The 26,060-nt window shown below is 44.7% G+C and carries 30 protein-coding genes; 17 read left to right on the top strand and 13 right to left on the bottom strand.

Features of this window, described 5'->3' with window-relative positions; translation table 11 throughout:
* Window positions 1–140 precede the first annotated feature (140 nt).
* The 9 genes from hisG (at window position 141) to AC3WJC_RS06085 (ending at window position 8,684) form a co-directional block, all read left to right on the top strand.
* Complete coding sequence (gene hisG / locus AC3WJC_RS06125) at window positions 141–992, top strand: ATP phosphoribosyltransferase (RefSeq protein ID WP_492398187.1); 852 nt, start codon at window positions 141–143, stop codon at window positions 990–992.
* Window positions 993–1,080: 88 nt separating this feature from the next.
* Window positions 1,081–2,373 (top strand): histidinol dehydrogenase, encoded by a 1,293-nt coding sequence (hisD, locus tag AC3WJC_RS06120; RefSeq protein WP_492398186.1) that lies wholly within the window; start codon window positions 1,081–1,083, stop codon window positions 2,371–2,373.
* A gap of 142 nt (window positions 2,374–2,515) precedes the next feature.
* Window positions 2,516–3,562 carry a histidinol-phosphate transaminase gene (gene hisC / locus AC3WJC_RS06115; RefSeq protein ID WP_492398185.1) on the top strand — a complete coding sequence of 349 codons (1,047 nt, stop codon included), beginning with the start codon at window positions 2,516–2,518 and terminating at the stop codon, window positions 3,560–3,562.
* Window positions 3,559–4,704, top strand: a complete 1,146-nt coding sequence (gene hisB / locus AC3WJC_RS06110) for a bifunctional histidinol-phosphatase/imidazoleglycerol-phosphate dehydratase HisB (RefSeq protein ID WP_492398184.1) — start codon at window positions 3,559–3,561, stop codon at window positions 4,702–4,704. The genes hisC and hisB overlap by 4 nt, the downstream gene beginning before the upstream one ends.
* A 101-nt stretch (window positions 4,705–4,805) precedes the next feature.
* On the top strand, window positions 4,806–5,396 hold the full coding sequence (gene hisH, locus AC3WJC_RS06105) for an imidazole glycerol phosphate synthase subunit HisH (RefSeq protein WP_492398183.1): 591 nt from the start codon (window positions 4,806–4,808) through the stop codon (window positions 5,394–5,396).
* A gap of 4 nt (window positions 5,397–5,400) precedes the next feature.
* Complete coding sequence (locus AC3WJC_RS06100; RefSeq protein ID WP_492398182.1) at window positions 5,401–6,150, top strand: 1-(5-phosphoribosyl)-5-[(5-phosphoribosylamino)methylideneamino]imidazole-4-carboxamide isomerase; 750 nt, start codon at window positions 5,401–5,403, stop codon at window positions 6,148–6,150.
* Between the two features lie 92 nt (window positions 6,151–6,242).
* Window positions 6,243–7,001: an imidazole glycerol phosphate synthase subunit HisF gene (gene hisF / locus AC3WJC_RS06095; RefSeq protein WP_492398181.1), complete on the top strand. Its 759-nt coding sequence runs from the start codon at window positions 6,243–6,245 to the stop codon at window positions 6,999–7,001.
* A gap of 44 nt (window positions 7,002–7,045) precedes the next feature.
* Window positions 7,046–7,633, top strand: a complete 588-nt coding sequence (gene hisIE / locus AC3WJC_RS06090; RefSeq protein ID WP_492398180.1) for a bifunctional phosphoribosyl-AMP cyclohydrolase/phosphoribosyl-ATP diphosphatase HisIE — start codon at window positions 7,046–7,048, stop codon at window positions 7,631–7,633.
* A 142-nt stretch (window positions 7,634–7,775) separates the two neighbouring features.
* Window positions 7,776–8,684, top strand: a complete 909-nt coding sequence (locus tag AC3WJC_RS06085; RefSeq protein WP_492398179.1) for a WD40 repeat domain-containing protein — start codon at window positions 7,776–7,778, stop codon at window positions 8,682–8,684.
* On the opposite strand, the gene AC3WJC_RS06080 is transcribed toward AC3WJC_RS06085, so the two are convergent.
* Window positions 8,681–9,445, bottom strand: a complete 765-nt coding sequence (locus AC3WJC_RS06080) for a C40 family peptidase (protein WP_492398178.1) — start codon at window positions 9,443–9,445, stop codon at window positions 8,681–8,683. The two genes, AC3WJC_RS06085 and AC3WJC_RS06080, sit on opposite strands and share 4 nt — an antisense overlap.
* A 97-nt stretch (window positions 9,446–9,542) precedes the next feature.
* On the opposite strand from AC3WJC_RS06080, the gene AC3WJC_RS06075 reads away from it, so the two are divergent.
* Window positions 9,543–10,484: a bifunctional helix-turn-helix transcriptional regulator/GNAT family N-acetyltransferase gene (locus tag AC3WJC_RS06075; RefSeq protein ID WP_492398177.1), complete on the top strand. Its 942-nt coding sequence runs from the start codon at window positions 9,543–9,545 to the stop codon at window positions 10,482–10,484.
* A 506-nt stretch (window positions 10,485–10,990) separates the two neighbouring features.
* Here AC3WJC_RS06075 and AC3WJC_RS06070 read toward each other — a convergent pair.
* A complete protein-coding gene (locus AC3WJC_RS06070) occupies window positions 10,991–11,344 on the bottom strand; it encodes a 4Fe-4S dicluster domain-containing protein (RefSeq protein WP_492398176.1) in 354 nt (117 codons plus the stop codon).
* A 90-nt stretch (window positions 11,345–11,434) separates the two neighbouring features.
* Between AC3WJC_RS06070 and AC3WJC_RS06065 the strand changes: the two genes are divergently transcribed.
* The 7 genes from AC3WJC_RS06065 (at window position 11,435) to AC3WJC_RS06035 (ending at window position 17,219) form a co-directional block, all read left to right on the top strand.
* Window positions 11,435–12,460, top strand: a complete 1,026-nt coding sequence (locus tag AC3WJC_RS06065; protein ID WP_492398175.1) for an acyl-CoA reductase — start codon at window positions 11,435–11,437, stop codon at window positions 12,458–12,460.
* A gap of 107 nt (window positions 12,461–12,567) precedes the next feature.
* The gene (locus AC3WJC_RS06060; RefSeq protein WP_492398174.1) at window positions 12,568–12,771 is read left to right on the top strand and encodes a fructose-6-phosphate aldolase; all 204 of its coding nucleotides are present in this window, start codon (window positions 12,568–12,570) and stop codon (window positions 12,769–12,771) included.
* 6 nt (window positions 12,772–12,777) lie between these two features.
* Window positions 12,778–13,464, top strand: a complete 687-nt coding sequence (locus tag AC3WJC_RS06055; protein ID WP_492398173.1) for a cell division ATP-binding protein FtsE — start codon at window positions 12,778–12,780, stop codon at window positions 13,462–13,464.
* Window positions 13,465–13,682: 218 nt separating this feature from the next.
* Window positions 13,683–14,270, top strand: coding sequence for a nucleotide exchange factor GrpE (locus tag AC3WJC_RS06050; protein ID WP_492398172.1), 588 nt, complete (start codon window positions 13,683–13,685; stop codon window positions 14,268–14,270).
* 107 nt (window positions 14,271–14,377) lie between these two features.
* Window positions 14,378–15,550, top strand: coding sequence for a molecular chaperone DnaJ (dnaJ, locus tag AC3WJC_RS06045; RefSeq protein WP_492398171.1), 1,173 nt, complete (start codon window positions 14,378–14,380; stop codon window positions 15,548–15,550).
* Window positions 15,551–15,634: 84 nt separating this feature from the next.
* Complete coding sequence (locus tag AC3WJC_RS06040) at window positions 15,635–16,252, top strand: hypothetical protein (protein ID WP_492398170.1); 618 nt, start codon at window positions 15,635–15,637, stop codon at window positions 16,250–16,252.
* Window positions 16,253–16,280: 28 nt separating this feature from the next.
* The gene (locus tag AC3WJC_RS06035) at window positions 16,281–17,219 is read left to right on the top strand and encodes a Ppx/GppA phosphatase family protein (RefSeq protein ID WP_492398169.1); all 939 of its coding nucleotides are present in this window, start codon (window positions 16,281–16,283) and stop codon (window positions 17,217–17,219) included.
* A 14-nt stretch (window positions 17,220–17,233) separates the two neighbouring features.
* Here the strand turns inward: AC3WJC_RS06035 and AC3WJC_RS06030 are convergent, their stop codons facing one another.
* From AC3WJC_RS06030 to AC3WJC_RS05980, 11 genes are all read right to left on the bottom strand, one after another.
* A complete protein-coding gene (locus AC3WJC_RS06030; RefSeq protein ID WP_492398168.1) occupies window positions 17,234–17,503 on the bottom strand; it encodes a hypothetical protein in 270 nt (89 codons plus the stop codon).
* A complete protein-coding gene (locus AC3WJC_RS06025) occupies window positions 17,503–18,900 on the bottom strand; it encodes a radical SAM protein (RefSeq protein ID WP_492398167.1) in 1,398 nt (465 codons plus the stop codon). The genes AC3WJC_RS06030 and AC3WJC_RS06025 overlap by 1 nt, the downstream gene beginning before the upstream one ends.
* Window positions 18,893–19,639: a prolipoprotein diacylglyceryl transferase gene (locus tag AC3WJC_RS06020; protein WP_492398166.1), complete on the bottom strand. Its 747-nt coding sequence runs from the start codon at window positions 19,637–19,639 to the stop codon at window positions 18,893–18,895. Before AC3WJC_RS06020 ends, AC3WJC_RS06025 begins: the two co-directional genes overlap by 8 nt.
* A gap of 38 nt (window positions 19,640–19,677) precedes the next feature.
* Entirely contained in the window at window positions 19,678–20,247 is a 570-nt protein-coding gene (locus AC3WJC_RS06015; RefSeq protein ID WP_492398165.1) for a Maf family protein, read from the bottom strand.
* A gap of 126 nt (window positions 20,248–20,373) precedes the next feature.
* Entirely contained in the window at window positions 20,374–20,895 is a 522-nt protein-coding gene (locus tag AC3WJC_RS06010) for a KdsC family phosphatase (protein ID WP_492398164.1), read from the bottom strand.
* Between the two features lie 9 nt (window positions 20,896–20,904).
* A complete protein-coding gene (gene iscX / locus AC3WJC_RS06005; protein ID WP_492398163.1) occupies window positions 20,905–21,147 on the bottom strand; it encodes a Fe-S cluster assembly protein IscX in 243 nt (80 codons plus the stop codon).
* A gap of 19 nt (window positions 21,148–21,166) precedes the next feature.
* Entirely contained in the window at window positions 21,167–21,499 is a 333-nt protein-coding gene (locus tag AC3WJC_RS06000; RefSeq protein ID WP_492398162.1) for a 2Fe-2S iron-sulfur cluster-binding protein, read from the bottom strand.
* A 31-nt stretch (window positions 21,500–21,530) separates the two neighbouring features.
* A complete protein-coding gene (locus tag AC3WJC_RS05995; RefSeq protein ID WP_492398161.1) occupies window positions 21,531–22,301 on the bottom strand; it encodes a Rossmann-like and DUF2520 domain-containing protein in 771 nt (256 codons plus the stop codon).
* A gap of 9 nt (window positions 22,302–22,310) precedes the next feature.
* Window positions 22,311–23,039, bottom strand: coding sequence for a phytanoyl-CoA dioxygenase family protein (locus tag AC3WJC_RS05990; RefSeq protein ID WP_492398160.1), 729 nt, complete (start codon window positions 23,037–23,039; stop codon window positions 22,311–22,313).
* Window positions 23,039–25,489 carry a cytochrome c biogenesis protein CcsA gene (ccsA, locus tag AC3WJC_RS05985; protein ID WP_492398159.1) on the bottom strand — a complete coding sequence of 817 codons (2,451 nt, stop codon included), beginning with the start codon at window positions 25,487–25,489 and terminating at the stop codon, window positions 23,039–23,041. The genes AC3WJC_RS05990 and ccsA overlap by 1 nt, the downstream gene beginning before the upstream one ends.
* 22 nt (window positions 25,490–25,511) lie before the next feature.
* Complete coding sequence (locus tag AC3WJC_RS05980; protein ID WP_492398158.1) at window positions 25,512–25,922, bottom strand: cytochrome c maturation protein CcmE domain-containing protein; 411 nt, start codon at window positions 25,920–25,922, stop codon at window positions 25,512–25,514.
* Window positions 25,923–26,060: the final 138 nt, after the last annotated feature.

The raw sequence follows: 26,060 nt of genomic DNA, 5'->3' as shown, positions 1-26,060 counted from the left end.
TACTATATATTAAAAAATGAACGGCTACAAACTACATCATCTGCATCTGCACCATCGCCACCATGGCGATATTAGATAATGTATGTTTCTACGTGAAATAACAGCACCCCCGTTTATTTATTTACTCTTAATTTTATTTTGTGAAAACACTAAAAATAGCGATCCAAAAATCGGGTCGGCTAAATGAAAAGTCTGTTGAGCTGCTTAAAAACTGTGGCCTCAACTTTGAGAATTATAAAAGTTCATTAATATCACCGGTATCAAATTTCCCTTTAGAGATACTCTTTTTACGTGATGACGATATCCCCGAATACGTACAGGATGGCATTGCCGATTTGGGTATTGTAGGCGAAAACGTGATCGAAGAAACCGAGGTTGAGGTAGCATACCTGCAACGCCTGGGCTTTGGCAAATGCTCACTTAAAATAGCCATCCCAAATAACAGCGATATCGGCAGCCTGGCAGCCTTAAACGGCAAGGCCATTGCTACCACCTACCCTGTTATTTTAAACAAATATCTGCAAAACAACAATATCGAGGCAGATATACGTACCATCTCCGGTTCGGTTGAAATTTCTCCAGGCTTAGGTTTGAGTGATGCCATCTGCGACCTTGTATCAACCGGCGGCACCTTAAAAAGCAACGGCCTTAAAGCTTTTGCCGATGTAATGAGCAGCGAGGCGGTATTAATCGGTCGTAAAGGTGAAGAGAACAGCGACCTGATACAGGAGCTGATCCAGCGTGTACAATCAGTACTGCGCGCCAAGGAAACCAAGTATGTGGTGCTGAACGCCCCAAAAGCAAACCTGGATGCCATTACGGCGTTATTACCCGGTGTAAAAAGCCCGTCGGTAGTAGCGCTTGCCGAAAGCGACTGGGTGGCCGTACACACCGTAATACCCGAACGCGATTTTTGGGATCGTATAAGCCAGCTTAAACAGGCCGGTGCCCAGGGCATAGTGGTATTGCCGATAGAGAAGATAATAATTTGAGCCCCCTGCCCCCCTAAAGGGGGAGTAAAACAGGATGCGGCGTATTTAATATTTTAGGACGTAATGCCCCTTCAGGGGGTTTGGGGGAATGAAAACTTACAACTATTCAGATTTAAGCAAACAGGATATAGCCCAACTGGTACAACGCAATGTTGACCCGGCTAACGAGATCCGCGCGGTTGTTGAGGAGGTTATTGCCAATGTTCAGCAGCATGGCGACCGTGCCCTGCTTGACTACGCCAACCGCTTTGACAAGGTAGAACTTGATAAACTATACCTTGATAAGCAGGAACTGGAGGAAATAGCCGCCACAGTATCGCCAGAACAAAAAGCAGCACTGGAGATGGCTTATCAAAATATCTACAAATTTCACCAAACACAGTTAAAAACTGAGGACAAGGTGGAAACCATGCCCGGCGTTACCTGTTGGCGCGAATTGAGGCCGATTGAGAAAGTGGGTTTATATATTCCCGGTGGATCTGCCGTATTGCCGAGTACTTTTTTGATGCTGGGCATACCCGCTAAAATTGCCGGCTGCCATGAGATCATTGTATGCTCGCCGCCGCAAAAAAATGGTAAAGTGAACGCCTTTATTGCTCATGTGGCATTGATGCTGGGTATCGACAGGATTTTCCTGGCAGGTGGCTCGCAGGCTATCGCGGCTATGGCTTACGGTACAGAAAGCATAACAAAGGTTGATAAGATTTTTGGCCCGGGGAACCAGTTCGTTACCAAGGCTAAAACCATCATACAATCAACTACCACAACAGCTATAGATATGCCCGCCGGGCCATCGGAGGTTTTGGTGATCGCTGATAAAACGGCCAACCCGAAATTCATCGCGGCCGATCTTTTGGCGCAGGCCGAGCATGGTATCGATAGCCAGGCCATATTGGTTTGTACCTCTCATGAAATAGCCGCGGAAGCATCTAACGAAGTGGAAAAACAAATGGGCATTTTACCCAGAGGTGTTATAGCCCGCGAGGCTATTAACCAATCCTATATCGTAGTTACCCGTACCCTTGGCGAAGCCATGAACTTCAGCAACCAATACGCGCCGGAACACTTGATTTTAGCAACTGAAAAATGGCAAGAAATTACCGGCAGCATTATAAACGCGGGCTCTGTGTTTTTAGGCAACTTAACACCCGAAAGCGCGGGTGATTATGCATCGGGCACTAACCATACGCTGCCCACAAGTAGCTATGCCAAAGCTTATTCGGGGGTTTCAGTTGATTCTTTTGTTAAGAAGATCACCTTTCAGCATATCACTGCTAATGGTTTGCAAACCATTGGTCCGGCAGTACAAACGCTGGCTGAGTTAGAAGGCCTGCATGCACACGCGAATGCGGTGAGTGTAAGATATGCAGATAAACAATAATATAATAAACCATACGTCGTTGCGGTACTTAACCCAACCAACCTTCTCAAAGGGGGGGCTGTAAAATATAATATGAAGTCCTCCCTTTGGGGAGGATTTAGGAGGGGTTACTTCGCAATGACGGGACAAAACAATAATAACCATGTTCGACATAAATAAAATACTTCGTCCTAACATAAAAAAGCTGGTACCTTATTCGTCCGCACGTGATGAGTTTAAGGGTGAAGCCAGCGTATACCTGGACGCTAATGAGAATGCTTTTGGCTCTCCGCTGGATACTGCCTATAACCGTTATCCCGATCCGTTACAATACAAGGTTAAAAAGCGCCTGAGCGAGATCAAAGGCGTGCCGCCACGCAATATATTTTTGGGTAACGGCAGCGATGAGGCTATTGATGTGCTGTTCCGCAGCTTTTGTAATCCGGGGGTTGATAACGTGATCCTGGTACCACCTACTTATGGCATGTACGAGGTATCAGCCAACATTAATGATGTGCAAACCCGCAAGGTGTTGCTCACCGAAGATTATCAGCTAAACCTGGAAGGTATTGCCGAAGCAATTGACGAGCATACCAAAATGATCTTTATCTGCTCACCCAACAATCCTACCGGCAACTCCATTAACCGCGAGGATGTGGAAACGTTACTGACCAATTTTAATGGCTTGGTGGTTGTTGATGAGGCGTACATCAATTTTAGTCGCCAAAAAACATTTATACAGGAATTGACAGAATACGCCAACCTGGTGGTGCTGCAAACGCTATCAAAAGCATGGGGCTTGGCAGGGCTGCGTGTGGGTATGGCCTTTGCCAGCGAGGAGATAATCGAGGTAATGAATAAGGTTAAGCCACCTTACAACGTTAACGAGGCATCGCAACAGTTGGCATTAGAAGCATTAAATAATATTGACACCGTAAACAACTGGATTAAAGAAACTTTAACACAACGGGATAAACTTGTACTTCAATTAAAATCATTTGATTTTGTATTGGATATCTATCCGTCTGATGCTAATTTTATTCTGGTTAAAACCACCGGTGCAGGGGATATCTATAACTACCTGGTGCAGCAGGGCATCGTCATCCGCGACCGCTCAAAAGTGGAACTTTGCGAGGGCTGCCTGCGCATAACCATCGGTACACCTGCCGAAAATGAAACATTGATCAACGCTTTACAAAACTATAAATGAGCCTTAAAAAAGTACTTTTTATTGACCGCGACGGCACCCTGATCAAAGAACCTGCCGATGAACAGATCGACTCGTTTGCCAAACTGGAGTTTTTTCCGGGCGCGCTGCAATGGCTGCCTAAAATAGCCGGACTGGGTTTTGAGCTGGTTATGGTAACCAACCAGGATGGTTTGGGTACATCATCACACCCTGAAGCCAACTTTTACCCGGTGCATGATTTTATTTTAAAAACGTTTGAGAACGAAGGAGTAACCTTTGATGCCATATTTATTGACCGCACCTTTGCCCGCGATAATGCACCAACCCGCAAACCGGGCACGGCTTTATTAACCCAATATCTTAATACAGCGGAATACGATCTAAAAGGCTCTTTTGTAATCGGTGATCGTAAGAACGATGTGTTATTGGCTAAAAACCTGGGCGCTAAAGCCATCTGGTTAAATAACGATACCAATTTAGGTGGGGCTGAGTTTGATACCGATAAATGGCCTGAAAGTATAAAAGAAAGCATCGCCATAGAAACTACCGACTGGAAAGAAATATACGAGTACCTGAAACTGGGCCAGCGCGTGGTTGAACACCGCCGCACTACCAAGGAAACCGATATCTATATCAAACTTAATCTTGACGGCACCGGCGAAGGCAAGATTTCAACCGGTCTGCATTTTTTTGACCACATGCTGGATCAGATAGCCCGCCATGGCAGTGTTGACCTGGAAGTAGTTGCCAAAGGCGACCTGCATATTGACGAGCATCACACTATTGAGGATACCGGTATTGCCCTCGGCGAGGTTTTTGCTAAAGCATTAGGCAATAAAAAAGGGATTGAGCGTTATGGTTTTTGCCTCCCGATGGATGACTGCCTGGCGCAGGCGGCCATTGATTTTGGCGGCCGCAACTGGATTGTTTGGGATGCCGATTTTAAACGCGAAAAGGTGGGCGATGTACCTACCGAAATGTTTTACCATTTCTTTAAATCATTCAGTGATGCCGCTAAATGCAATCTGAACATAAAAGCCGAGGGTATTAACGAGCATCACAAAATTGAAGCTATATTTAAAGCGTTTGCCAAAGCCATTAAAATGGCCGTAAAGCGCGATGTAGATAAGATGGTTTTACCAAGCACTAAGGGAGTATTGTAAAAGAAGCAGGATATTTAGATTCAGGAATTAAGACTTATTAATCTAAACCTGAGAAATCTTAATTCCTGACTCTTAACTCTTGAATCTATTAAAAAACTAAGATGATCGGAATTATCAGATACGGGGCCGGCAATATATTTTCGCTTACTGCGGCTTTAGATAGGCTGGGCATTGCCTACGGAATGATACATAATGAAGCTGATTTTGAACAGTACGATCGTTACATTATTCCGGGTGTAGGCCATGCAGGTGCCGCTATGCAAAAATTACAAAACACCGGCCTGGTACCTAAAATATGCTCGCTCACCAAACCGGTTTTAGGCATTTGCGTAGGTATGCAGTTGTTAACCGAGCATTCTGAAGAGGGTGATGCTAACCTGTTAAACCTCGTACCGGTTAAAACTATGCGCTTTGCTGACAGCGCCGAATACAAGGTTCCGCACACCGGCTGGAACCGCGTTTACCCCGAAAGGGAGAATAAACTTTTTGCAAATATTCCGCAAGGTTCGCACTTTTACTTTGTACATTCATATTTTATTGAATACAATGGTGCATACACTTTGTCGTCAACCACTTATAATAACAAATTTTCGGCATCAATTTGGCTTGACAATTTTTACGGAGTACAGTTTCACCCCGAAAAATCAGGCACGTATGGTGAAACCCTCTTAACTAACTTTTCAAAAATTTAAAGGCATGTATATTATTCCCGCTATTGATATTCTGGACAAAAAAGTAGTGCGCCTTCGCGAAGGTGATTACAAACAGGTTACAGAGTATGATGTATCCTTAGAAGAGATGATCGAGCGCTACCAGTCAAACGGCACCAACTTTATACACGTGATAGACCTCAACGGCGCTAAAAACGATTTCTCTAACCAGGAATACCTTTTCAACGTGATCCGCAAAACGGACATGAAAATACAATATGGCGGCGGCGTACGAAGCATTGAAAAGGTAAAAGAATTAATTGATGCCGGTGTGCACCGCGTTATTGTAGGTACACAAGCGCTTACTAATCCTACATTCCTGGTTGATTTGAGCAAATCTATCTGCGGCGATTACAAATGCTCGGACCAGGTGGTTATCGCCATCGACGTACTGGATGAAGTGATCAAATACTCCGGCTGGATGGAAAGCTCACCCATCAAACTAATGGATTACGTAGATAAGTGCCTGGCGCTGGGCTTCTTCCGCTTTTTATGTACAGATATCAATAAGGACGGAAAACTGGGCGGTGCCGGTATTGAACTGTATGAAAAACTGCTGGATCACTCACCCTTCATCAAACTGATCGCTTCCGGCGGTGTAAGCTCCATGCAGGATATCGAAAAGCTGAGCCATATCAAGGTAGAATCATGCGTGGTTGGCAAAGCCATTTACGAAGGGCATATCTCCATAGAGGATGTAAAGAACTGGAATTTGGACGCGTTAATATCTATCTAATATAAAAACCCACCGTCATTGCGAGGAACGAAGCAATCTCATAACTATGCTTAAAGAGATTGCTTCGTTCCTCGCAATGACGCTTTAATAAGATGCTGTCAAAACGAATTATCCCCTGCCTTGACGTTAAGGACGGGCGCACGGTCAAAGGTGTAAACTTTGTTGACCTGCGTGATGCCGGCGACCCCGTGGAGCTGGCCTGGAACTACTCTAACCAGGGTGCTGATGAACTGGTATTCCTCGATATAACGGCTACGGTTGAACGCCGTAAAACCATGGTTGAGCTGGTAAAATCGGTAGCCCGGCAAATTAATATACCCTTTACTATCGGCGGCGGCATCAATGAGATAGCCGATGCCGATGCCCTGCTGAACGCGGGTGCCGACAAGATTTCCATCAACTCGGCAGCGGTACGTAACCCGTCGCTGATAGACGAACTGGCTAAAGCCTTCGGGGTACAGTTTGTGGTGATCGCGGTTGACACGCGCAGCATCGGCGATAAAAATATTGTACACCTGAACGGTGGCCGCTTACCTACGGAACGCGAAACGCTGGAGTGGATATTAGAAGCCGAAAGCCGCGGTGCTGGTGAGATATTGCTTACCTCAATGGATCATGACGGTACCAAAGCCGGGTTTGATAACGGCTTGCTTAAAACCGTTAACGATGCCGTGCATATCCCCGTAATAGCATCGGGCGGCGCGGGCTCGGTACAGCATTTTGTGGATGTATTTGAAAAGACCAACGTAGATGCCGCCCTGGCCGCATCCGTTTTCCACTACGGCGAAATATTGATACCTGACCTTAAAAAAACTTTACAACAAAACAGCATTGAAGTGCGGACGGTTTAACAGCCATAAACAGCTCACCATCCCCTACCTAAAAAGCATATATAATGAATATTGATTTCGATAAAAGCGACGGCCTGGTGCCGGTTATTATACAGGACGAGCAAACCCTTGAGGTACTGATGCTCGGCTACATGGACAAAGAGGCCTACGACAAAACCATTCAGGAAAATGTAGTAACCTTTTTCTCCCGCTCAAAAAACCGTCTTTGGAAAAAGGGCGAAACAAGCGGAAACTATTTGCATGTAAAAAGCATTGATATTGATTGCGATAACGATACCCTACTGATAAAGGTTAAGGCCGATGGTCCTACCTGCCACACCGGGGCACGTAGCTGTTTCCAAACAGAATACAATCACAACTTTATCAATGAGTTGGAGCGTATTATTGATGATCGTTATACCAATCCAAAAGAAGGTTCATACGTAAATAAGCTACAAAGAAAAGGTTTAAATAAAATAAGTCAAAAGGTTGGTGAAGAAGCGGTTGAAACGGTAATAGCAGCGCTTAATGAAACCGAGCATGACCTGATCAATGAATCATCAGACCTGGTTTTTCACCTGTTAGTACTGCTGCGCGAAAAAGGCATCAGCCTGCAAACTATTGCTAAAAATTTAGAGGAGAGGCATAAATAGACCATAGTCGATAGTCCATGGTCGATAGAATAGGCATTTAAATCATTAACCAAAGTTAATTTAATGATATTATGGACTATGGTCTATCGACCGTTGACTTTCTAAAACCATGGACTATTGACTATCAACTATTGACTAACGCATGATCGAAGCACAAAAAATAGCGGAACTTACAGGGCATGGCAACCCTATATTTACGGCAGAGCTGTCGCAAAAGCCGGGGATATTGTTTACCGGCGGTAATGATAAGGGTGTAGTTGAATGGAGCCTGAAGGATAATACCTTTATTAAGGTGATGTTCCCGGTGCCTGCTTCGGTTTATGCCATACATTGTCCGGAAGGTTACCCCTATATGTTTGTGGGTTTGCGCACGGGTGATGTGGTTGTGTTCGATTTTATACAGCAGAAGATCATCAAACTGCTAAAGCATCATACCAAGCCGGTGTTCGATGTTAAGGCAATTATCTCCAAGAAAGAACTGTTAGTGGCAAGCGAAGATGGCTCTGTAACGGTTTGGAGTTTGGATTCGCTCGGGCACCTGCACACCATACAGATATCTACCGATACTATACGCTGCATCGCCATATCCCCTCAAAAAAAACATATAGCTTTTGGCTGCCGCGATAACAGCGTAAAGATATATGACATGGAGGATTACGGCTTTATTACCTCTTTACATGAGCATACCATGGCCGTTTTTTCAGCCCAATATTCACCCGACGGCACCTACCTGCTTACCGGCTCGCGCGATGCGCAATTAAAGGTTTGGGATACCAACAGCTATAGCCTGCTGCAAAATATACCGGCACATTTATTCGCTATTAATAACATTGCCTTTCACCCAACACGCCCCTACTTTGCCACGGCCAGTATGGATAAGAGCATCAAAATATGGGATGCGCAAAACTTTAAGCTCCGCAAAATTATCAGCCGCGAAAAAGGCCTGCCCTCGCATGTGCTATCCATAAACAAACTGGTATGGAACGGCGATAACCTGATCTCGGTAAGTGATGATAAAGCGGTGCTAATATGGCAGATAACCTTCGCCTAAAAATATCTTTTGATTACCGCTAACTGGTGTGTGTATTTACCCTGTTCTTCAGAGTAAATGCCTTTTTCGTCAATCTGTTCAATTTTCACCCTTCCGGATGCATGGATAATTTGTCCGTCTCCCAATAAGATGCCTACGTGAGTAATACGGCCCTCGGCATTGGCAAAAAATGCCAGGTCGCCCTCTTTTGCATCCTCAATATTGGCAACCAATTCGCCCTGTACCGCTTGCTGCGAAGCATCACGGTCTATTTTGATACCGTGCAGTTTGAATACGGCCTGCGTTAACCCCGAGCAGTCGATACCGAAATGCGTTCGGCCTCCCCATAAATAAGGCGCATTTAAAAACTGCATGGCGGTTTCAATAAGCGAATCTTCCAGCTCATCATCCATTTCGGGCACGGCATAATGATCATCCCCCACACGGCATTCATCACCCTCTAAAAATGGCAGTGAACAGCCAAAGGGTAAATACAATAACGCCATCTCCGGCTTTTTAAACGCCCAGGTAACCGCCGAAGTTGTAGTAGCCGGCGGTGTTTGTTGTATCTGGTTATAGTCAGCCTCATTCAAGCTGGTAAACAACAGCTTGCCTATCCAGCCGGTATAATTTTCGTACGCGGTGGTGATCTTTATCCAATGCTCCTGCCGTTCCAATATCTCAAATGCCTCACCAAATAAAACCTGTGTTTTTATCTCGCTACGCTCAGATGGTTCAGCCTTTAGCGGCGCTATGGCCATGTTGCAAATACCGTATTCCATTTAAAAAATATTTGCGCCAAATGTAAACATTCAATAACAAATAATATATTTGTAAGTACTTACGTAACTAAATACGTAAGTACTTACATAAATTACCATGTCGATAATTGATGACTTGCAAGAACTTGCTGTTGGCGCACGCATGAAGCGTTTGTATGATGTATTTGCTCAGAGTGTTGAGCAGATTTATAAAGATGAAGGATTAACATTTGAACCTAAATACTTTGCCTTGTACTACTTGATCAGTCGCCGCGAAGAAATTGGTATTACAGAAATTTCTGAAGAACTGGCACTGAGCCATCCGGGCGTGATCCATTTGGCCAAAGAGCTTGAAGCCTTGGGTTACATTGAATCGGTAAAATCAAAAACCGACAGCCGTAAGCGTAACCTGCGTTTATCTGAAAAAGGAAAGAGTTCGTTGGTGAAATTTGAAAATGTATGGGCGAAAATAATCAGTTTGAATAAATCATTATTTGGCAGTCAAAAACACAACTTATTGCAAGCACTTATTGAAACAGAAGCTCAGTTGGCCGAGAAAAACTACTACCAGCGTTTTAAGGAGATGTTTAGCTACTCGGGCACTACTGATGTAAAGGTGCTGGATTACACGCCCGAACTTGCGCCGCATTTTAAATCGCTTAACGTGGAGTGGATCAATACCTATTTCACCGTTGAGGCGCATGACCTGGAGCAGTTAGATCATCCGGAACATATTTTAAATAACGGCGGCCGCATCATTTTTGCCGAGGTTGATGGCGATATAGCAGGCACCTGCGCCCTGATAAAAACAGGTTACCTGGAGTACGAAATTGCCAAAATGGGTGTAAGCCCTAAATACCAGGGCCGCAAAATAGGCCAAACCCTCATGACCTCGATTGTAGATACAGCTCGTAGCCTGGGTGCTAAACGCCTGTGGCTGGGCTCAAATAGCAAGCTTGCCCCTGCCCTTGCGGTGTACCGCAAATTTGGTTTTAAGGATATCCCGGTAGGTGATTCGCCGTATAAACGGGCTGATGTGAAGATGGAGATGGATTTATAGATTTTCCTGTCCTAAATTTCTTTTGAGCGATCAAAAGAACAAGACTTAGCGTCAGCGATCTCATGAGAACCAATAAAAAACAAACAAGCGAATAAATCGCCGGCTACGTCCTGCCCGGTGAAAGGTTATGCTTTTACAAGGCTTGTACTAATCCGGGCATTACTGATGCCGGTAGGATTGGGTATTTTCGGTTTGTGCTATAAGTTTTTTTGACCGCTTACTTTCCATCGCGTCATTGCGAGGTACGAAGCAATCTCTTAGGACATTCCGGTGTGATCAGCTTAAAGTGATTGCTTCGTACCTCGCAATGACGTAGTTTGTTTATTTTTCCCTTTTGTCATTTCGACGGAGGAGAAATCTGCCCGCGTTCATTGCAAAACGATAGATTTCTCCTTCGTCGAAATGACAAGCTTTCTTATTTCATGCCTCCCTCTTGGGGATGATTAGGACGGCAACAAAAAAGGAGCACCAAAAATGCTCCTTTTCAATATTCTATAAAGATTTAATTACTCGCCCATGTGCAGCCAATCTTTCTTGGCAAGCAGTTCTTCTTCTGTTTCGCGGATGTCTTCATCGTCCACACAACAATCTACCGGGCAAACCGCGGCACATTGTGGTTCGTCATGAAAACCAACACATTCTGTACACTTATCGGGTACGATGTAATATATATCATCAGATAATGCAGCCTGAGATTCTTCGGCATTAAGGGTGTTGCCATCGCCAAAGTCGATAAGCCCTTTTAAACCTGTACCATCAGAAAAACGCCAGGCGGCACCAGCATCATAAATGGCATTGTTCGGGCATTCTGGTTCGCAGGCCCCGCAATTAATGCATTCGTCGGTGATTTTGATCGCCATATTTTATTATTCTATATTCTAAATTAACTTTGCAAGCCGCAAATATAACAAAAAAAGGGTTTAAGGGTTTACACCGATACTACATTTAATATGTCAAATTACAATCCTCATACATATATACAAGCGTTTAACGCCCTTGGCGACTACCTGCGCCAGCCCGACGAAGCGCTATCGCAACTCATCCAAACAGAAAAACTGCGAAACGCCTGGTTTACGCCCGAAAATACCCAGTCGGCCATTGATGCCATTGCGGCTAACCTCACTGCAAGCAATCTGCAACAGTGGCTGGATGAATATCCGCAAAGCGAAAACAAACAGCCAAAAAATGTTGGCTTGATACTGGCCGGTAACATACCATTAGTTGGTTTTCATGATGTATTGAGCGTTATATTGTCGGGCAACAAGGCTTTAATCAAAGCTTCATCACAGGATGCCAGGCTGATCAGTTTTTTACTGAATAAACTGGTAGAGATCAATAACTCCTTACAGGGCAGCTTTACGTTTGTTGAACGTTTACAAAACTTTGATGCCGTTATTGCTACAGGTAGCGATAACACCTCGCGCTACTTTGAATACTATTTTGGCAAAGTGCCGCACATCATCCGCAAAAACCGTAACAGTATAGCGCTGCTTACCGGTAACGAAACGCGGGAAGAACTGCATGCACTCGGCCATGATATATTCGATTATTATGGGCTGGGCTGCCGTAATGTATCAAAACTACTGGTACCGGCGGGTTATGATTTTATTCCTTTTTTTGAATCTATAGAACCGTATAACGAGGTAAGTAATCATCATAAATACCATAATAATTATGATTACAATAAATCAATATACCTGGTAAACCGCGATAAACATTATGATAACGGCTTTTTGCTGGTAAAACAGGACGAAAGGCTGGCCTCGCCCTTGGCAGTATTATTTTATCAGGAGTATGAAACCTTTGAAGCCGCCGAAGCGCTGATCAATAGTCAAAGCGATAAGATACAATGTGTAGTAGCCGGCACACAGCTAAAGGTAAACAACCAGGTGGTAAGCTTTGGCCAAAGCCAGCAGCCCAGCCTTGCCGATTATGCCGATGGAATTGATACCATGAAATTTTTGGCTGGTCTTTAAAATAACGATAACTTTGGAGTAGACGATAGTCGATAGACCATAGTCCATAGCAGGACTATTGATATTAAATAATCACTATGGACTATTGACCATTGACCATTGACTAAATGTATATTATAAAAGTAAAGGGCGTTGCCAAAATTCCGGATTATGTGCAGTTGCGCGATGAACAGTTTACGCTGCTGGCATATTTCAGGGTTGACAGGCCTGAGAAATCGCTTGATAAAGTGGGGCTTGCCGATAAGGCTGAGCAAATTATGAACATTATTAAAGACCTGCCTTTCGGGCAGATTTTAAAATTAGAGCTGTAGACCACCATGATTGGAAATTCTATTATAAAACTAACCGGCGTTGATATATTTCAGCAAAAGCACCTGGTACTATCAAACGTAAACCTGCATATTGACAAAAATGATTTTGTTTGGCTGATTGGCCAAACCGGATCGGGCAAGAGCAGTTTGCTGAAAATTTTGTACGGCGACCTGAGCATCGCCGCTGGCAATGGTTATGCCTGCGGTGATGACCTGGGTAAACTGGCCGACCGCGATATACCCTTTTTGCGCCGTAAGCTGGGCATAGTTTTTCAGGATTTTCAGTTATTAACCGACCGTACCATTGAGCAGAACCTGCATTTTGTACTGAACGCCACCGGCTGGAAGGATAAAAAACTGGTTACCGAACGCACCCTTGACGTGTTGGAAAAAGTAGGCTTGCGCTCTAAACTAAAAAAAATGCCGCATGAGCTTTCAGGTGGCGAGCAGCAGCGTGTAGTTATTGCCCGTGCTTTGCTTAACGATCCCGAGATCATCCTGGCTGATGAGCCGACCGGTAACCTTGACCCTGATACATCCGAAGAAATTGTAATGCTACTGAAGCAGATCAGTCAGCAAATGGGTACTGCAGTGGTAGTAGCCACACATGATTACCATATTATCCGCACGTTCCCTTCGCGCATCATTAAATGCGAGAATGGTAAAGTATTAGAGGATGTGCAGATAGCGTAATTTTTTAGTAGCAGTATCTTATCAGTAGCAGTGGCGGTAGCGGTTGCAGTAGAAAAAACTGTAACTTATACAACAACTGCTACTTTTCTATAACTGCCACTGCTACCGTCACTGCCACCTCTGTCAAAGTCTGTCATCACTTCTTAAAAAAACGCTACTCTACTGTCAGCTTGGCTGTTTTACAGCTATGGCAAGGCATTTGTTTGGCACTAATAGCTATGAAATTTAATGATATGTTGAAGAAAAAAAAGAAAGAACATACCGACATGCAAGAGAATAATGAAGCGGTGAACGAGAACAACGCTGCCGAACAAGATAATTTACAACAACCGGCCGAAGAAACCACGCAAGAGCCTACTGCCGAAGCTAAACTGAAAGAAGAATTAGCATTGGCTAACGATAAATATCTGCGTCTTTATGCTGAGTTTGATAACTTTAGAAGACGTACTACCAAAGAGCGTGTGGAATCACTGCAAACCGCCGGTAAAGAGATCATCGTATCGTTATTACCGGTGCTTGATGATTTTGAGCGTGCCTTTAAATCAATGGATAAAGCTACTGATGTAGTTGCCGTTAAAGCTGGCGTTGAGCTTATACATAATAAACTGAATAATATATTATTGCAAAAAGGCTTAAAGCCAATGGAGGCTATTGGCCAGCCGTTTGATGCCGAACTGCACGAGGCGATCACCAATATACCTGCCCCTACCGATGATTTAAAGGGCAAGGTGATTGATGAGATGGAAAAAGGCTACTACCTTGGCGATAAGGTAGCCCGCTTTGCAAAGGTTATTGTAGGAAACTAATTTGATTTCGGATGTTCAATGTCGGATTATTCCATGAACATCTGACAGCAAATCCGATACACAAAACACATTCGAAATTCAATTTTCGAAATTCGAAATAAGAAACAATGTCAAAAAGAGATTATTACGACGTACTTGGGGTTTCGCGTAATGCGGAGGCTGACGAAATTAAGAAGGCTTACCGCAAAATGGCCATCAAGTATCACCCGGATAAAAACCAGGGCGATAAGGAGGCTGAGGAAAAATTCAAGGAAGCGGCCGAGGCTTACGAGGTACTAAGCAATCCCGAAAAGCGCCAGCGTTACAACCAGTTTGGCCATGCGGCCAACGCGCAATCAGCAGCGGGCGGTGGCGGTGGTTACGGCGGTGCCGGCGGCATGAATATGGACGACATATTCAGCCAGTTTGGCGATATATTTGGCGGCGGCAGTCCGTTTGGTGATATGTTTGGCGGCGGTGGCCGTCAGGGCGGCGGCGGCAGGCGTGTAGCCCGCGGCAGCAATCTGCGCATCAAGGTAAAACTAACGCTTGAAGAAATTGCCAACGGTGCCGAAAAGAAGATCAAGGTAAACAAACAGGTAGTTTGTAAAACCTGCGATGGCAGCGGCGCAAAGGATAAATCATCCTTTCAAACCTGTAAAACATGTGGCGGCAGCGGCGCGGTACGCAGGGTAACCAACACCATATTAGGCCAGATGCAAACCACCAGCACCTGCCCTACCTGTAATGGCGAAGGCTCTATCATCACCTCAAAATGTAATGTTTGCCATGGCGATGGTGTTGTGCGCGGCGAAGAAACCATTACTATTAACGTACCTGCCGGTGTTAGCGAAGGCATGCAGCTAAGTATGAGCGGCAAAGGTAACGCTGCCCCACGCGGCGGTGTACCCGGCGACCTGATCATCCTGATTGAGGAAGTACCGCACGAAACCTTAAAACGCGATGGCAACAATATTATTTACGACCTGCACATCAGCTTTATTGATGCCGCTATAGGCACCAGTGTTGAGGTTCCTACTATCGATGGTAAAGCCAAGATCAAGATAGATGCAGGTACACAGGGCGGTAAAATACTGCGCTTAAAAGGCAAAGGCGTGCCGGAGGTTAACTCCTATCACCGTGGCGATCAACTGGTGCATATTAACATCTGGACACCAAAAGCCCTGAGCCGCGAAGAGCGCGAAATATTAGAAAAGCTGCAAGGCTCACCCAACTTTAAACCTAACCCCGGCAAAAACGAAAAAAGCTTTTTTGAACGGATGAAGGAATATTTTGAGTAAAAAAGTAAACGCAAAGTAATATACAGCCCGGTTATTCCGGGCTGTTTTGTTTATGTACTATATTTACCGCCTTTAAGCAATAGCATGAAAGTAACGTTAAAATCGGCCCAGTTGGCTTTTATATTAAACATCATTTACATTGTTAGCCGGGGCATATCTGCTTCTGTAAAAATCATTCCACTGATCATTCCACAGGGCTTGCAATACTTTTTAATATTTTTAGCGGAGTTGAGTTACGTTGCCGTTCTTATTTTTCTCATCAGCGCGTTGAGACACTGGCAGGCAAAATCAACTGCTTTGTGGATGATTATCTATCTGGTGTTGGGTGTTATCAGCTTTTTTATACCCATTGCCTACCATACCGGTTTAATTGTGCCCATGGCTTCAACCAACTTTATTCCGGCTATACCGGTATTCGCAACGTTTGCTACGCTGATTGTTTTGATGATGACCTCTTTCCGCATTACCCCAACCGCTTTGGGTACCGCGTTCAGGGCTTTTTTTATTGTGGTGATCGTGTCGGCACTAATCAGCCATTATTTACCAACCCTGTTGCCTGTGGTGCAAACGCCAACTATCAACAAATTATCCGTTGCCGCGGTTGAATTGATTGCCTTGCTACCCGGTTTTGCCATCTTCTTTATCCTGCAAAAAATTTGGCTGCTGCTTAACGAGGGCACCATCGTTAGCAAACAAGGATAACAAAACTATTCGCCTGATTTAAGGTTTTATGGCTAATATGAATAAACGCGTAGCTGTGATGGACCTTGGTACCAACACTTTCCATTTATTGATTATTCAGGGCGGCATTAACGATTATACCGTTTTAGAACACGAACACATTGCTGTAAGGATTGGCGAAGGTGGCATTAACAAAGGCATAATACAGCCCGAAGCCTTTGCACGGGGTTTGGCTACTATGCAACAGTTCGGCCGGTTGATTGACAAGCATCAGGTTGACCGTGTGCGCGCTATCGCTACTTCGGCGCTACGCAATGCCGGTAACGGGCAGGATTTTATCAGCCAGGTAAAAGAACTAACAAATATTGAGATCGAGATCATTAACGGCGATACCGAAGCAGGTTTGATCTATGAGGGCATCAAGGCTTCCGGCTGCTTGTCTGCCAATAATACGCTGATTATGGATATTGGCGGCGGCAGCGTTGAGTTTATTTTGGGTAATAACGAAGGCATCATCTGGAAGCAAAGCTTTGAAATTGGTGCAGCCCGGCTAATGGACAAGTTCCATCAAACCGACCCGATACCACAAGCATCTATTACCGAATTGAACGTTTACCTGGAAGAAAAACTGCAACCCCTGTTTAATGTAGTCGATCAAAATACAGTTGATACGCTGATAGGCTCGTCGGGCGCGTTTGAAACTTTTACTGAGCTGATCGAAAAACCGAAAAACAAGAATTTCAGGTTAAAAAAAATCCGAAATTATTCATTCAGCACAAATGAGTTGATCAGCGTTACAGACGCTGTTATCGCATCATCGCACCAGGACAGGGCATTAAACCCAGGCATTATTCCTGTCAGGGTTGATATGATCGTAGTAGCATCACTCATTACCCGCTTTGTTATGCAGCGTCTTAACATGGCTAACATAGCCATGTCAACCTATTCACTTAAAGAAGGGGTTTTGGCGATGGAATTGGCTGTTTAACGGCTAAAGTGCGATCAGCTTTGTAATGCCAGCAAACCAAAACAACTGGACACCCCTATTATCAGCACCAAAAGCCCGGCGAGTACCCACTCCCACTTACGCGCGAAAGGTGCTACAAGCACACATACAGCCGCGTGTATAACCACCATGGATATTTGTACTAACAGCCCTTCTTCACCAGCAAAACCGCATAAAAGCGTATAGCCAAACATCACCATTAAATTGATACCGGTGATGCCCATGTAAACCGGGCGTTTATTTGGTTGTGGCGTTGGCTCTGTCATTATACAGGTATTTCGTTACGTAACTGGTTCAGGTATTCAATTTTGTCATCACGGTAAAACAGGTTCATGGTTTCAAAGGGGATGATCTTCATATCCTTGTTCACGATATGCACACACGATTTTTTGATGGCGCGTACATCAAAGTTCTGCGCGTCAATAAAATTCATGATGATCACCCTGAACAGGTTATCATAACCCAGGTTGGGCGCGTCAATTTCGGGCAGGCAGCACATAATGGATTTTAGATGCTCCTTTGCCTTATCAACCGAATTACCGGTGCTGAACATATTGAGCAGATGCAGCTTCAATTGCTCGTCCTGCTCATAAACAATGGTATTTTTTGAGTTATCCAGTAAATCATCCGGGTTGATCATCCGCGTAAGCGGGAAAACCTGCTCGCCCAGTTTAAGCGCATAGCCCATCACCAGCGCATCCGGGTTGCAGGGTACGGGAATTAGATCGTTATGATTAAAGATGCTGGTTTGCTTCAATATGGCGCTGCGCACCTCGGTCATGGTATAACGCTCGGTAGCTTCGTCATAATTTTCGAGCCTGCCCGCCTGCTGCGTTGGCTGAAAGGTTACGCCGCGCACACAACGCTGCTTTAACGCGTATTCAATTATCTTGCCTATCTCGTGTGTGTTCACCCCCTTTTGCAGGGTTACCACCAGCGTGGTCGAGAGGTTATATTTATTCAGATGCTCGATAGCCTTTTCCCTTACCCAGCGCAGATCCTCGCCACGCAGTTTTTCCAGGGCTTCCTGCTCAAACGAGTCGAATTGCAGGTAGATCTCAAAATCGGGCATGTAGGTGGCCAGCCGTTCCACAAAAGCTACATCCTTAGCTATGCGGATGCCGTTAGTATTTAGCATCAGGTGCTTAATAGGCTTGGTTTTGGCAATATCCAGTATCTCAAAAAATTGAGGATGTACCGTGGGTTCGCCGCCACTTAATTGGATAACGTCAGGCTGGCCTTCATTACGTACCACCACATCCAGCATCTGCTCAATCTCCTCCAGGGTACGGTGCCGCCCGTAATGCGGCGATGACATGGCATAGCAGGTTGGGCAGGTAAGGTTACAACGGTCTGTAACCTCTATAACCGTAAGGCATGAGTGCTGTTCATGATCGGCACACAGGCCGCAATCATACGGGCAGCCATAGTGCGTAGCCGTGTTAAACCTTAAAGGCATCTCGCTGCGCTTGGCATAATTGCGGCAGTTTTTATAGTATTCAATATCTGTGGCTATCAAAACCTTTTCGCGGCCATGCTTGGGGCATACCTTTAGCATGTATACCTTTTCGTCTTCAAAAACTATTTTGGCATCAACCCGCCGCAGGCAGGTTGAACAAATGCTGAGGGTAAAATCATAATAAATGTACGGACGTTCAGGCATGTGTAATCAGTTTTGAAGGTTTAATGAATACCCTGTAATAATACAATAATCCGCCTAAACAAACCAATTGTATTACCGAAAGGCCAAAACTAAAGAAATAAGCAGGTTTTATAAACTCGATGAAAAACCTGAACAACAGGTAGCTCACCATAAATATTTTGAACTTAGCCCCATCCGTAAAGGTGTATTTTTTGCTTAGGGATAATAATGCAATCCACAGCATCAGCCAAAACAAAATCTCGTATAAATTAGTGGGATGCCGGTACACGCCATCGCCAAAGTTGATCGCCCAGGGCAGGGTGGATGCGATGCCATAGGTACCATCTTCTAACCCGGCGAAGAAACAACCTGTACGGCCGATAATCATGGCGACGATCAGTGGGTAAACCATCAGATCGCCGGAAGAGGCCTTTACTCCTATAGCTTTTTTAACCAGCTCAACGCCTATCAAACCGCCAAGTAAACCGCCAACTATGGTTTTATTGGCCATGATGTAGTACAGGCTTAAATGCTTTAAATATTCGGGATTTTCAAGTATGCCAACCAGGTGAGAGCCTAAGAAAGCACCGGCAGCGGCGCCAACAAAAATAACCAGGCGGTTATAATCAGTTATTTTATCAGTTACATGCTTACGCAGATAGCTGTAATACCGGTAGCCGATGAAATATGAAAGTGTTTCGCAGATGAAGTGTATGGGTAGCGAAAGTTTGCCGATATGTAAGTCTACAGGAAAATGCAAAGCCGGTTTTTACGGCAAAATACAAATTTTCGGCAGGTTTAAACCAATCGTAATAATTGCTGGTAAACCTTTTCGGTAGGCAGGCCTACCACGTTGGTGTATGAGCCATTGATGCGCTCGATGCCGATCAGGCCGATACGCTCTTGTATACCATAAGATCCGGCTTTATCCAGCGGCTGATAGTCGTGTACGTAACTTTGTATCTCTTCATCAGTCAGCTTGCGAAAGAACACCTCGCTTACATCAAAAAATTTATTGTACTCCCCCTTATAAAACAGGCACACGCCCGTTACCACCCGGTGTACCCTGCCCGACAGCTTTTTTAGCATCGCTACTGCTTGCTCCGGTGATTCGGGTTTGCCTATGATCTCGCCGTCAAGCGTTACAATGGTATCGGCAGTAAGTACTACCTCATCGGTAACATCCTCATCAAAGGCCTCGGCTTTTTGGGTGGCTATGTACACGGCAACTTCCTCAGGTGTTAAGCCTTCAGGAAAGCTCTCGTCCACCTCTTTCAACACCACACGAAAATCAACATCCATCAGTTGCAACAACTGCTGCCTGCGCGGCGATTTTGAAGCCAGAATTACGGGAGGAAATTTGCTCATACTTTTAGTCGATGGACGATGGACCATGGTCCATGGTTTAAACAAATCAAAATTCTTACTATGGTCTATGGACTACAGACTATGTTCAATCAACCAATGACTACTGACCATTGACTGCTGACTAACTTACCAGCTATACGCTTCAGCGTTCATCCATTTGCCTTGTACTTTAAGTACTTTTTCGATCACGTCACGGGCGCAGCCTTTGCCGCCGGGTACCGGCGAAACGTAATCGCAAACGGCTTTTATTTCTTCCACAGCATCAGCAGGACAAATGCGTAAACCGGCTAATTGTATAACCGTCAAATCAGGAATATCATCGCCAACATAAATTACGTTGGTCGCTTTTATTCTTTTTTCTTCGAGGTAAAGCTTAAAGCGTTCGTCCTTATTACGGGCACCAATGTAAACATCGGTAATACCCAGGCTATTTAAACGATGAATAATACTTTTTGAACGACTGCCTGATATAGCACAAACATTATAACCCAGTTTAACGGCTAACTGCAAGGCATAGCCATCCTTAATATTAAAGGCACGGGTTTGCTCACCGTTATCGGCAACAAATACGGAGCCGTCGGTTAACACACCGTCAACATCAAAAATAAAGGTGGTAATATCTTTAAGCCTGGTTAAAAAACTCTCCATGACGTGTGCTTATTGGTTATCGCGCCATTCGTACACCCAGGCCGACTGGATCTGCTCCAGGTGACCTTCGTTAGCTTCTTCGCGGGTACCGGCAAAGTTTGGTAGGGTTAATACCCACTCCAGCAAATCGGTAAAACGTATGCGGTAAATTTTCGCCTCGGTGAAATCATCGCCAAACTTTTCGTAAAGTCCCATGGCTATGTCTTCATATTCGTTCCAGTGAATAGGCAACGCAAATTTATCTTGTGTCATATCGGTATAGTGGGTACTATTAGTGTCCTAAAAATTGTGATTGATCGGGCAGGGTAACTTCAATATCGCCATCAATAATAACGCATTGGCAGCCCAGGCGTGAGTTGATGCGTGGGTTAACCGCGCGATCAATAAAGTCCTCTTCCTTGTCTGATATTTCCTGCACGTTATCCATGCCTTTGTTTACGTATATGTGGCAGGTACTGCATCCGCAAACGCCGCCGCAGTTATGCTGAAGCTCAATTCCGTTCTCCAAACAAACATCCAGTACCGATTCGCCTTCGGCTATCGGGAGTTCGATGGTTTGGCGATCCTTCTCCTCAAAGTTTATCTTTACTTTAAAAACATTCATTTGGGCAAAAGTAACAAAATAACCTTTGCAGTTATTCTGATTTATCCATTTTGATAATGGCTTGACTTAGCAGCTTGTAAATAACCTGCAAGTCAGCCGCATTATTCAACAATTCGATGTGCGCCTGCATGGTTTTTTCATCATTACGTACGGCCGGCCCGGTTTGTACTTTGGCCGGCGATGCATGCTGTACCTTTTGCGCAGTTTCATCAATTAATGGCCTGATGATATTAAAATCCAACTGATTTTGGTTGAGCAACTGTTCGGCAACGTGGTACAGGTAATTAGGAAAATTGCACGCGAACACGGCTGCCAGGTGCAATATCTTACGTTGATCGGTGCTTACTTTGTATACCTTGTTGCTGATGGTTTGGGCAAGCTGCTGTAGTTGTTTGGTTATCTCATCATCCGCCCCCTCAATGCATAGCGGCACGTTTAAAAAATTGAGTTCGCGAATTTTGCTGAAGGTTTGCAGCGGGTAAAACACGCCGCAGTTATTGGTAAATATCTCCAGTGCCGAAATGCTGGTAGCACCGGATGTATGCACCATGAGCTTATTATACGGGGCCAATTGTTTAGCCACATCCATAATGGCGTCATCCTTTACGGCGATGATAAACAGATCTGTTTCGGTGTTGATGGCGGCCATATCATCAATAGCCTCCGCCCCAACATGGTAGGCCAGCATGGCGGCATTTTGCATGTTCGGACTATAAACCTGCACCATACGATGCCCTGCATTTTTAAAGGCCGCGGCCATGTGTGTAGCCACATTTCCCGACCCGATGATGGTGATACGCATGGCGCAAAGCTAAGGGTTTATCCCGATTTCTTCAGCCCATTGCAATTGACCGGGTAAATTCAAACTACTGAACTCAATATGTATAACCCGGCGATTGTTGTTGTTTACCGTTCGGTTTGAGGCATGCAAGAGCAATGGCTGCATAATCATTATGCCGCCCGCCGGTACTTCGCAAATATGTTCGCGCTCGTTTTTCCAATCAATATTTTCGGGGCGATAGATGCCTTTATTATGTGAGGCGGCGATCACTTTAAGCGCGCCATTATCTGCATCGGTATCATCCAGATGGATGCGTATGGTGTAAATATTTTGCATTGTTTCAACAGGTGGTTGCACGGCATATTGACCCTGCTTTACTGTCCAGTTGGTATAGCCGTCGGTTGGATGTTTTTCTTTAACCGCGATGGTCAGATCCTGATGATAGGCCACAAACCAGTTGGAGTTGCCGGGCTTATCAAAATAGATGCTTTTAACAATGAAGTAATCGCCGCCGAACAGCGTGCGAACAACTGCTTTCAGCTTGTCATTCATCACCAAAGGCAACACATCAGGCACTTCGTTAAAAAAGCGACGGATAGCAAACAGATCAGCCGTTTTACGAAAGTTAACGCCCGAGTTGTCGGCACCGGCAATACACTGCTCGATCGCCTTTATCTCATCGGCTGAAAAAACCAAAGGCAGCATGGTAAAACCATCCTGCCTTAAATTATGCTTGTGCTGGTCAGCGTCAAAAAACATCAGGTTGTTTTGAGCTCCTTGTTTCTGCGGAAGATGGACATCAGGAAGCCAATTACCATGATGATTACACCCGACCACAAAAAGTTGATGTACGGAAATTGGATCGCCTTCAATACAATGAATTTCTTTTTGCTTTCAGGTTGTTGATATACGGTGATCTCAAACTTTTGCTTTTCAGGCAGTATCTTGGTGATGCGCAGTTTCAGGCCTGCGTCTTCCAGCTTTTTTGGGAAGTCGAACGCGCTGCCGTTTTTGATCATGTAGATCGGTTCGGCACTTAGTGTGCGGCCGTGAGTAATTACTTCCAGTTGCGCGCCTACAGCCACATCTTTATCGGTAATAGGTATATTTTGCAGTTTGGCTTGCTTATTTACTCCTTTAAATACAATCAGTCCGTCGCGGTAGCGAATGGTATCTCCCACACCTACTTCATGCGGCATTGGGGCATCGTAATTTTTATCCTCATCGGCTGCTTCGTCATGCCCTGCTTTTTCATCTTCTTTCTTGTCGGCCAATACGTTGGTCATGGTAACGTGGGTGTACAAATCGTACAGCGGGTAATGTTTGGTATCCGGTGTTGACGACATGCCATCCTGAGATTGGATCACGTTAGGGCGAAGAACGAACTTCTCGGTCAGCTTACCGGCAGCATCCTTACGCTCATACAAAATATTGAACAGGTGCTCCGCGCCTTCCAGCGTATCTCCCAAAAAGGTTACCGAGTAACCATTCATTTCAATGGGCTCGTTTTTGTAAAGCAATACGTTTTCGCGCGGGTTTTCTTCTTTGGCAAACTCGGCGCTGTATTGTTCGCCGGTATTGTTCTCAGATACCACTTTACTGGTACCTGCCGATATTACCGCGCCAACCAGCATCAACCCGAAACCAATATGCGCTACTGCCGAACCGGCCAGTTTGATTTTTCCTTTAAACGAGTCGGCCAATACTTTACCGTTGGCTACTATACCATATATAGAGGTAAGCATTACCAATATGTAAACCAAATGAAGTTTATAAGCACCGGTAATATACGCCAGTAAAGCGGTTACCGCACCGGCAAATACCAGGTAAACTACAGTAGTAATGAAAAAGCGGCTCGAGTCCGTCTTTTTATATTTCAGGAACTGGGTAAAGCCGGTAAGCAGCATAATAACTACCGCGAACGACGCCTGAATAATATTATACTCTTTTACTTCTGATGGCCCCATATTGGTGCCGAACATGGCATTCCAAACAGGTTTTGAAGTAAAGATGATTAACTGGAAACAAGACAATGCCAAAAACACCGCGCCTACAAACATCCAGAACTCGCGCGAGTAAGTATCCTCATCCTTTTTGGTGATCGGCAGTTCTTTCCATCGTATTACTAAAAAGTAAACTGATAATATCAGGAAGATCAGGATGCCCAGCACCAGGTGCCAAAACATACCCAGGTCGGTAAATGAGTGTACGGATGATTCGCCCAGTATACCGCTGCGTGCCAGGAAAGATGAATACCAAACCAGCACAAAACTGATCATCACTAAAAAGGTAGCGGTAAAATAAGAATGGCCGGTATTTTTAAATACGATCATGACGTGCAGCGCGGCCACCAGCGTTAACCAAGGGAAAACCGAAGCGTTCTCCACCGGATCCCATGCCCAAAAGCCTCCAAAGTTAAGCGACTCATACGCCCAAAACGCGCCCATGATGATACCCGTACCTAATATCATAGCGGAAAACAGACCATACGATAAGGCCGGTTTAACCCAATCCTTATAACGTTTTTGCCATAAACCGGCTATGGCGTAAGCAAAGGGTACCACTACCGATGCAAAGCCCAAAAACAGCGTTGGCGGGTGTATCACCATCCAATAGTTTTGCAGCGTAGGGTTCATACCACGGCCATCTTTAATGAAGGACAGGTAATCCGGGTTCTGGAATATCGGCCCTTCCATGGCATTGCGCAACAACAGGAAAGGCGAACTGCCGATGCGTGCACCGAACAGATCAATACCCAGCACCATGGTACCCAGTATAGCTTGCGAAAGGGCAATTACCGTCATCACCGGTTTTTCCCACGTGCCGGCCTTGCGGATCAGGATGTTACCTAATATGGCCTGCCAAAACATCCACAGCAAAAAGCCACCCTCCTGCCCGTTCCAAAAACCGGATATAATATAATATACCGGCAACGAACGTGAGGTGTATGACCATGCGTAGTGATATTCAAAATAATGATTATACAGAATTATAAATAGGCAGGCACCCATGCCTATAATAGCCAGCGAGTTTAGCCAAAAGCCAATGCGCGCCATTTTATGCCATGAGGTATCCTTGTTTAAACTTTCCTCGCGGGTTGCAAAAAAGTAACTGATAAATGATATGAGCGCGCCGCCAAATGCAAGTGCAACAAATAAACGTCCTAAATCGCCAACAAATAAATGTTCATTCTTAAAAGCAATATCCATTAAACTATAAGGTCAAAAAAAATTAGAGGGTAGCGGTTTTAGGTGTAGCCTCGGCCACATTCAGTTTATTATCATTATATTTTGATGGGCACTTCATGAGTATTTTTGACGCGTGAAACTCACCCTGCTGCATTTTACCGGTAAGCACCAATTGCTCTGAGCGCTCAAAATCCTGCGGTTTGGTGCCGGTAAATATTACCTTGCATTCCTTACCGTCTTTATCTTTCATATAAAACGAAAAGTAATTGGCATCCTTGGTAGCATCGTAATACAATGCCTTACCTTTATTTAACTGGCCAACCACATGCAATTCGGCCTGGGTTTCACGGGCTTCAGTAAAGGTACCGTATGTGCTTGAATTTGAATAAGTACTTATAACAACCGCTATCGCGATGGCTATAATGATTATTCCGAAAATTGAACTTTTTTTCATTTGCGGTTTACACTTTGTAATTCGAGGTTACAAAAATACGAAACGGGTAGCTAATAATGTTTATTGTGAGGGATATATGCTATTTAGAATCATTATCAATAAATACACCGCCTGTTGGTTGTGCAAAACCCCAGTACA

The sequence above is a fragment of the Mucilaginibacter sp. FW306-07-L genome, from assembly GCF_058782065.1.
The sequence above is the reverse complement of the archived record's forward strand: the minus strand, read 5'-3'. Positions and strand labels throughout refer to the sequence as shown.

Bases quoted from the DNA above. Each gene is read 5' to 3' on its own strand.
- hisF (WP_492398181.1), top strand. From the start codon at position 6,243: ATGCTGTCAAAACGAATTATCCCCTGCCTTGACGTTAAGGACGGGCGC.
- ccsA (WP_492398159.1), bottom strand. From the start codon at position 25,489: ATGGATATTGCTTTTAAGAATGAACATTTATTTGTTGGCGATTTAGGA.
- AC3WJC_RS06025 (WP_492398167.1), bottom strand. From the start codon at position 18,900: ATGCCTGAACGTCCGTACATTTATTATGATTTTACCCTCAGCATTTGT.
- AC3WJC_RS05980 (WP_492398158.1), bottom strand. From the start codon at position 25,922: ATGAAAAAAAGTTCAATTTTCGGAATAATCATTATAGCCATCGCGATA.
- AC3WJC_RS06085 (WP_492398179.1), top strand. From the start codon at position 7,776: ATGATCGAAGCACAAAAAATAGCGGAACTTACAGGGCATGGCAACCCT.
- AC3WJC_RS06080 (WP_492398178.1), bottom strand. From the start codon at position 9,445: ATGGAATACGGTATTTGCAACATGGCCATAGCGCCGCTAAAGGCTGAA.
- AC3WJC_RS05995 (WP_492398161.1), bottom strand. From the start codon at position 22,301: ATGCGTATCACCATCATCGGGTCGGGAAATGTGGCTACACACATGGCC.
- AC3WJC_RS06055 (WP_492398173.1), top strand. From the start codon at position 12,778: ATGATTGGAAATTCTATTATAAAACTAACCGGCGTTGATATATTTCAG.
- iscX (WP_492398163.1), bottom strand. From the start codon at position 21,147: ATGACACAAGATAAATTTGCGTTGCCTATTCACTGGAACGAATATGAA.
- AC3WJC_RS06100 (WP_492398182.1), top strand. From the start codon at position 5,401: ATGTATATTATTCCCGCTATTGATATTCTGGACAAAAAAGTAGTGCGC.
- AC3WJC_RS06035 (WP_492398169.1), top strand. From the start codon at position 16,281: ATGGCTAATATGAATAAACGCGTAGCTGTGATGGACCTTGGTACCAAC.
- hisC (WP_492398185.1), top strand. From the start codon at position 2,516: ATGTTCGACATAAATAAAATACTTCGTCCTAACATAAAAAAGCTGGTA.
- AC3WJC_RS06065 (WP_492398175.1), top strand. From the start codon at position 11,435: ATGTCAAATTACAATCCTCATACATATATACAAGCGTTTAACGCCCTT.
- AC3WJC_RS06075 (WP_492398177.1), top strand. From the start codon at position 9,543: ATGTCGATAATTGATGACTTGCAAGAACTTGCTGTTGGCGCACGCATG.
- hisIE (WP_492398180.1), top strand. From the start codon at position 7,046: ATGAATATTGATTTCGATAAAAGCGACGGCCTGGTGCCGGTTATTATA.
- AC3WJC_RS06040 (WP_492398170.1), top strand. From the start codon at position 15,635: ATGAAAGTAACGTTAAAATCGGCCCAGTTGGCTTTTATATTAAACATC.
- hisD (WP_492398186.1), top strand. From the start codon at position 1,081: ATGAAAACTTACAACTATTCAGATTTAAGCAAACAGGATATAGCCCAA.
- AC3WJC_RS06015 (WP_492398165.1), bottom strand. From the start codon at position 20,247: ATGAGCAAATTTCCTCCCGTAATTCTGGCTTCAAAATCGCCGCGCAGG.
- AC3WJC_RS05990 (WP_492398160.1), bottom strand. From the start codon at position 23,039: ATGTTTTTTGACGCTGACCAGCACAAGCATAATTTAAGGCAGGATGGT.
- AC3WJC_RS06060 (WP_492398174.1), top strand. From the start codon at position 12,568: ATGTATATTATAAAAGTAAAGGGCGTTGCCAAAATTCCGGATTATGTG.
- AC3WJC_RS06000 (WP_492398162.1), bottom strand. From the start codon at position 21,499: ATGAATGTTTTTAAAGTAAAGATAAACTTTGAGGAGAAGGATCGCCAA.
- AC3WJC_RS06010 (WP_492398164.1), bottom strand. From the start codon at position 20,895: ATGGAGAGTTTTTTAACCAGGCTTAAAGATATTACCACCTTTATTTTT.
- hisH (WP_492398183.1), top strand. From the start codon at position 4,806: ATGATCGGAATTATCAGATACGGGGCCGGCAATATATTTTCGCTTACT.
- dnaJ (WP_492398171.1), top strand. From the start codon at position 14,378: ATGTCAAAAAGAGATTATTACGACGTACTTGGGGTTTCGCGTAATGCG.
- hisB (WP_492398184.1), top strand. From the start codon at position 3,559: ATGAGCCTTAAAAAAGTACTTTTTATTGACCGCGACGGCACCCTGATC.
- AC3WJC_RS06050 (WP_492398172.1), top strand. From the start codon at position 13,683: ATGAAATTTAATGATATGTTGAAGAAAAAAAAGAAAGAACATACCGAC.
- AC3WJC_RS06070 (WP_492398176.1), bottom strand. From the start codon at position 11,344: ATGGCGATCAAAATCACCGACGAATGCATTAATTGCGGGGCCTGCGAA.
- AC3WJC_RS06030 (WP_492398168.1), bottom strand. From the start codon at position 17,503: ATGACAGAGCCAACGCCACAACCAAATAAACGCCCGGTTTACATGGGC.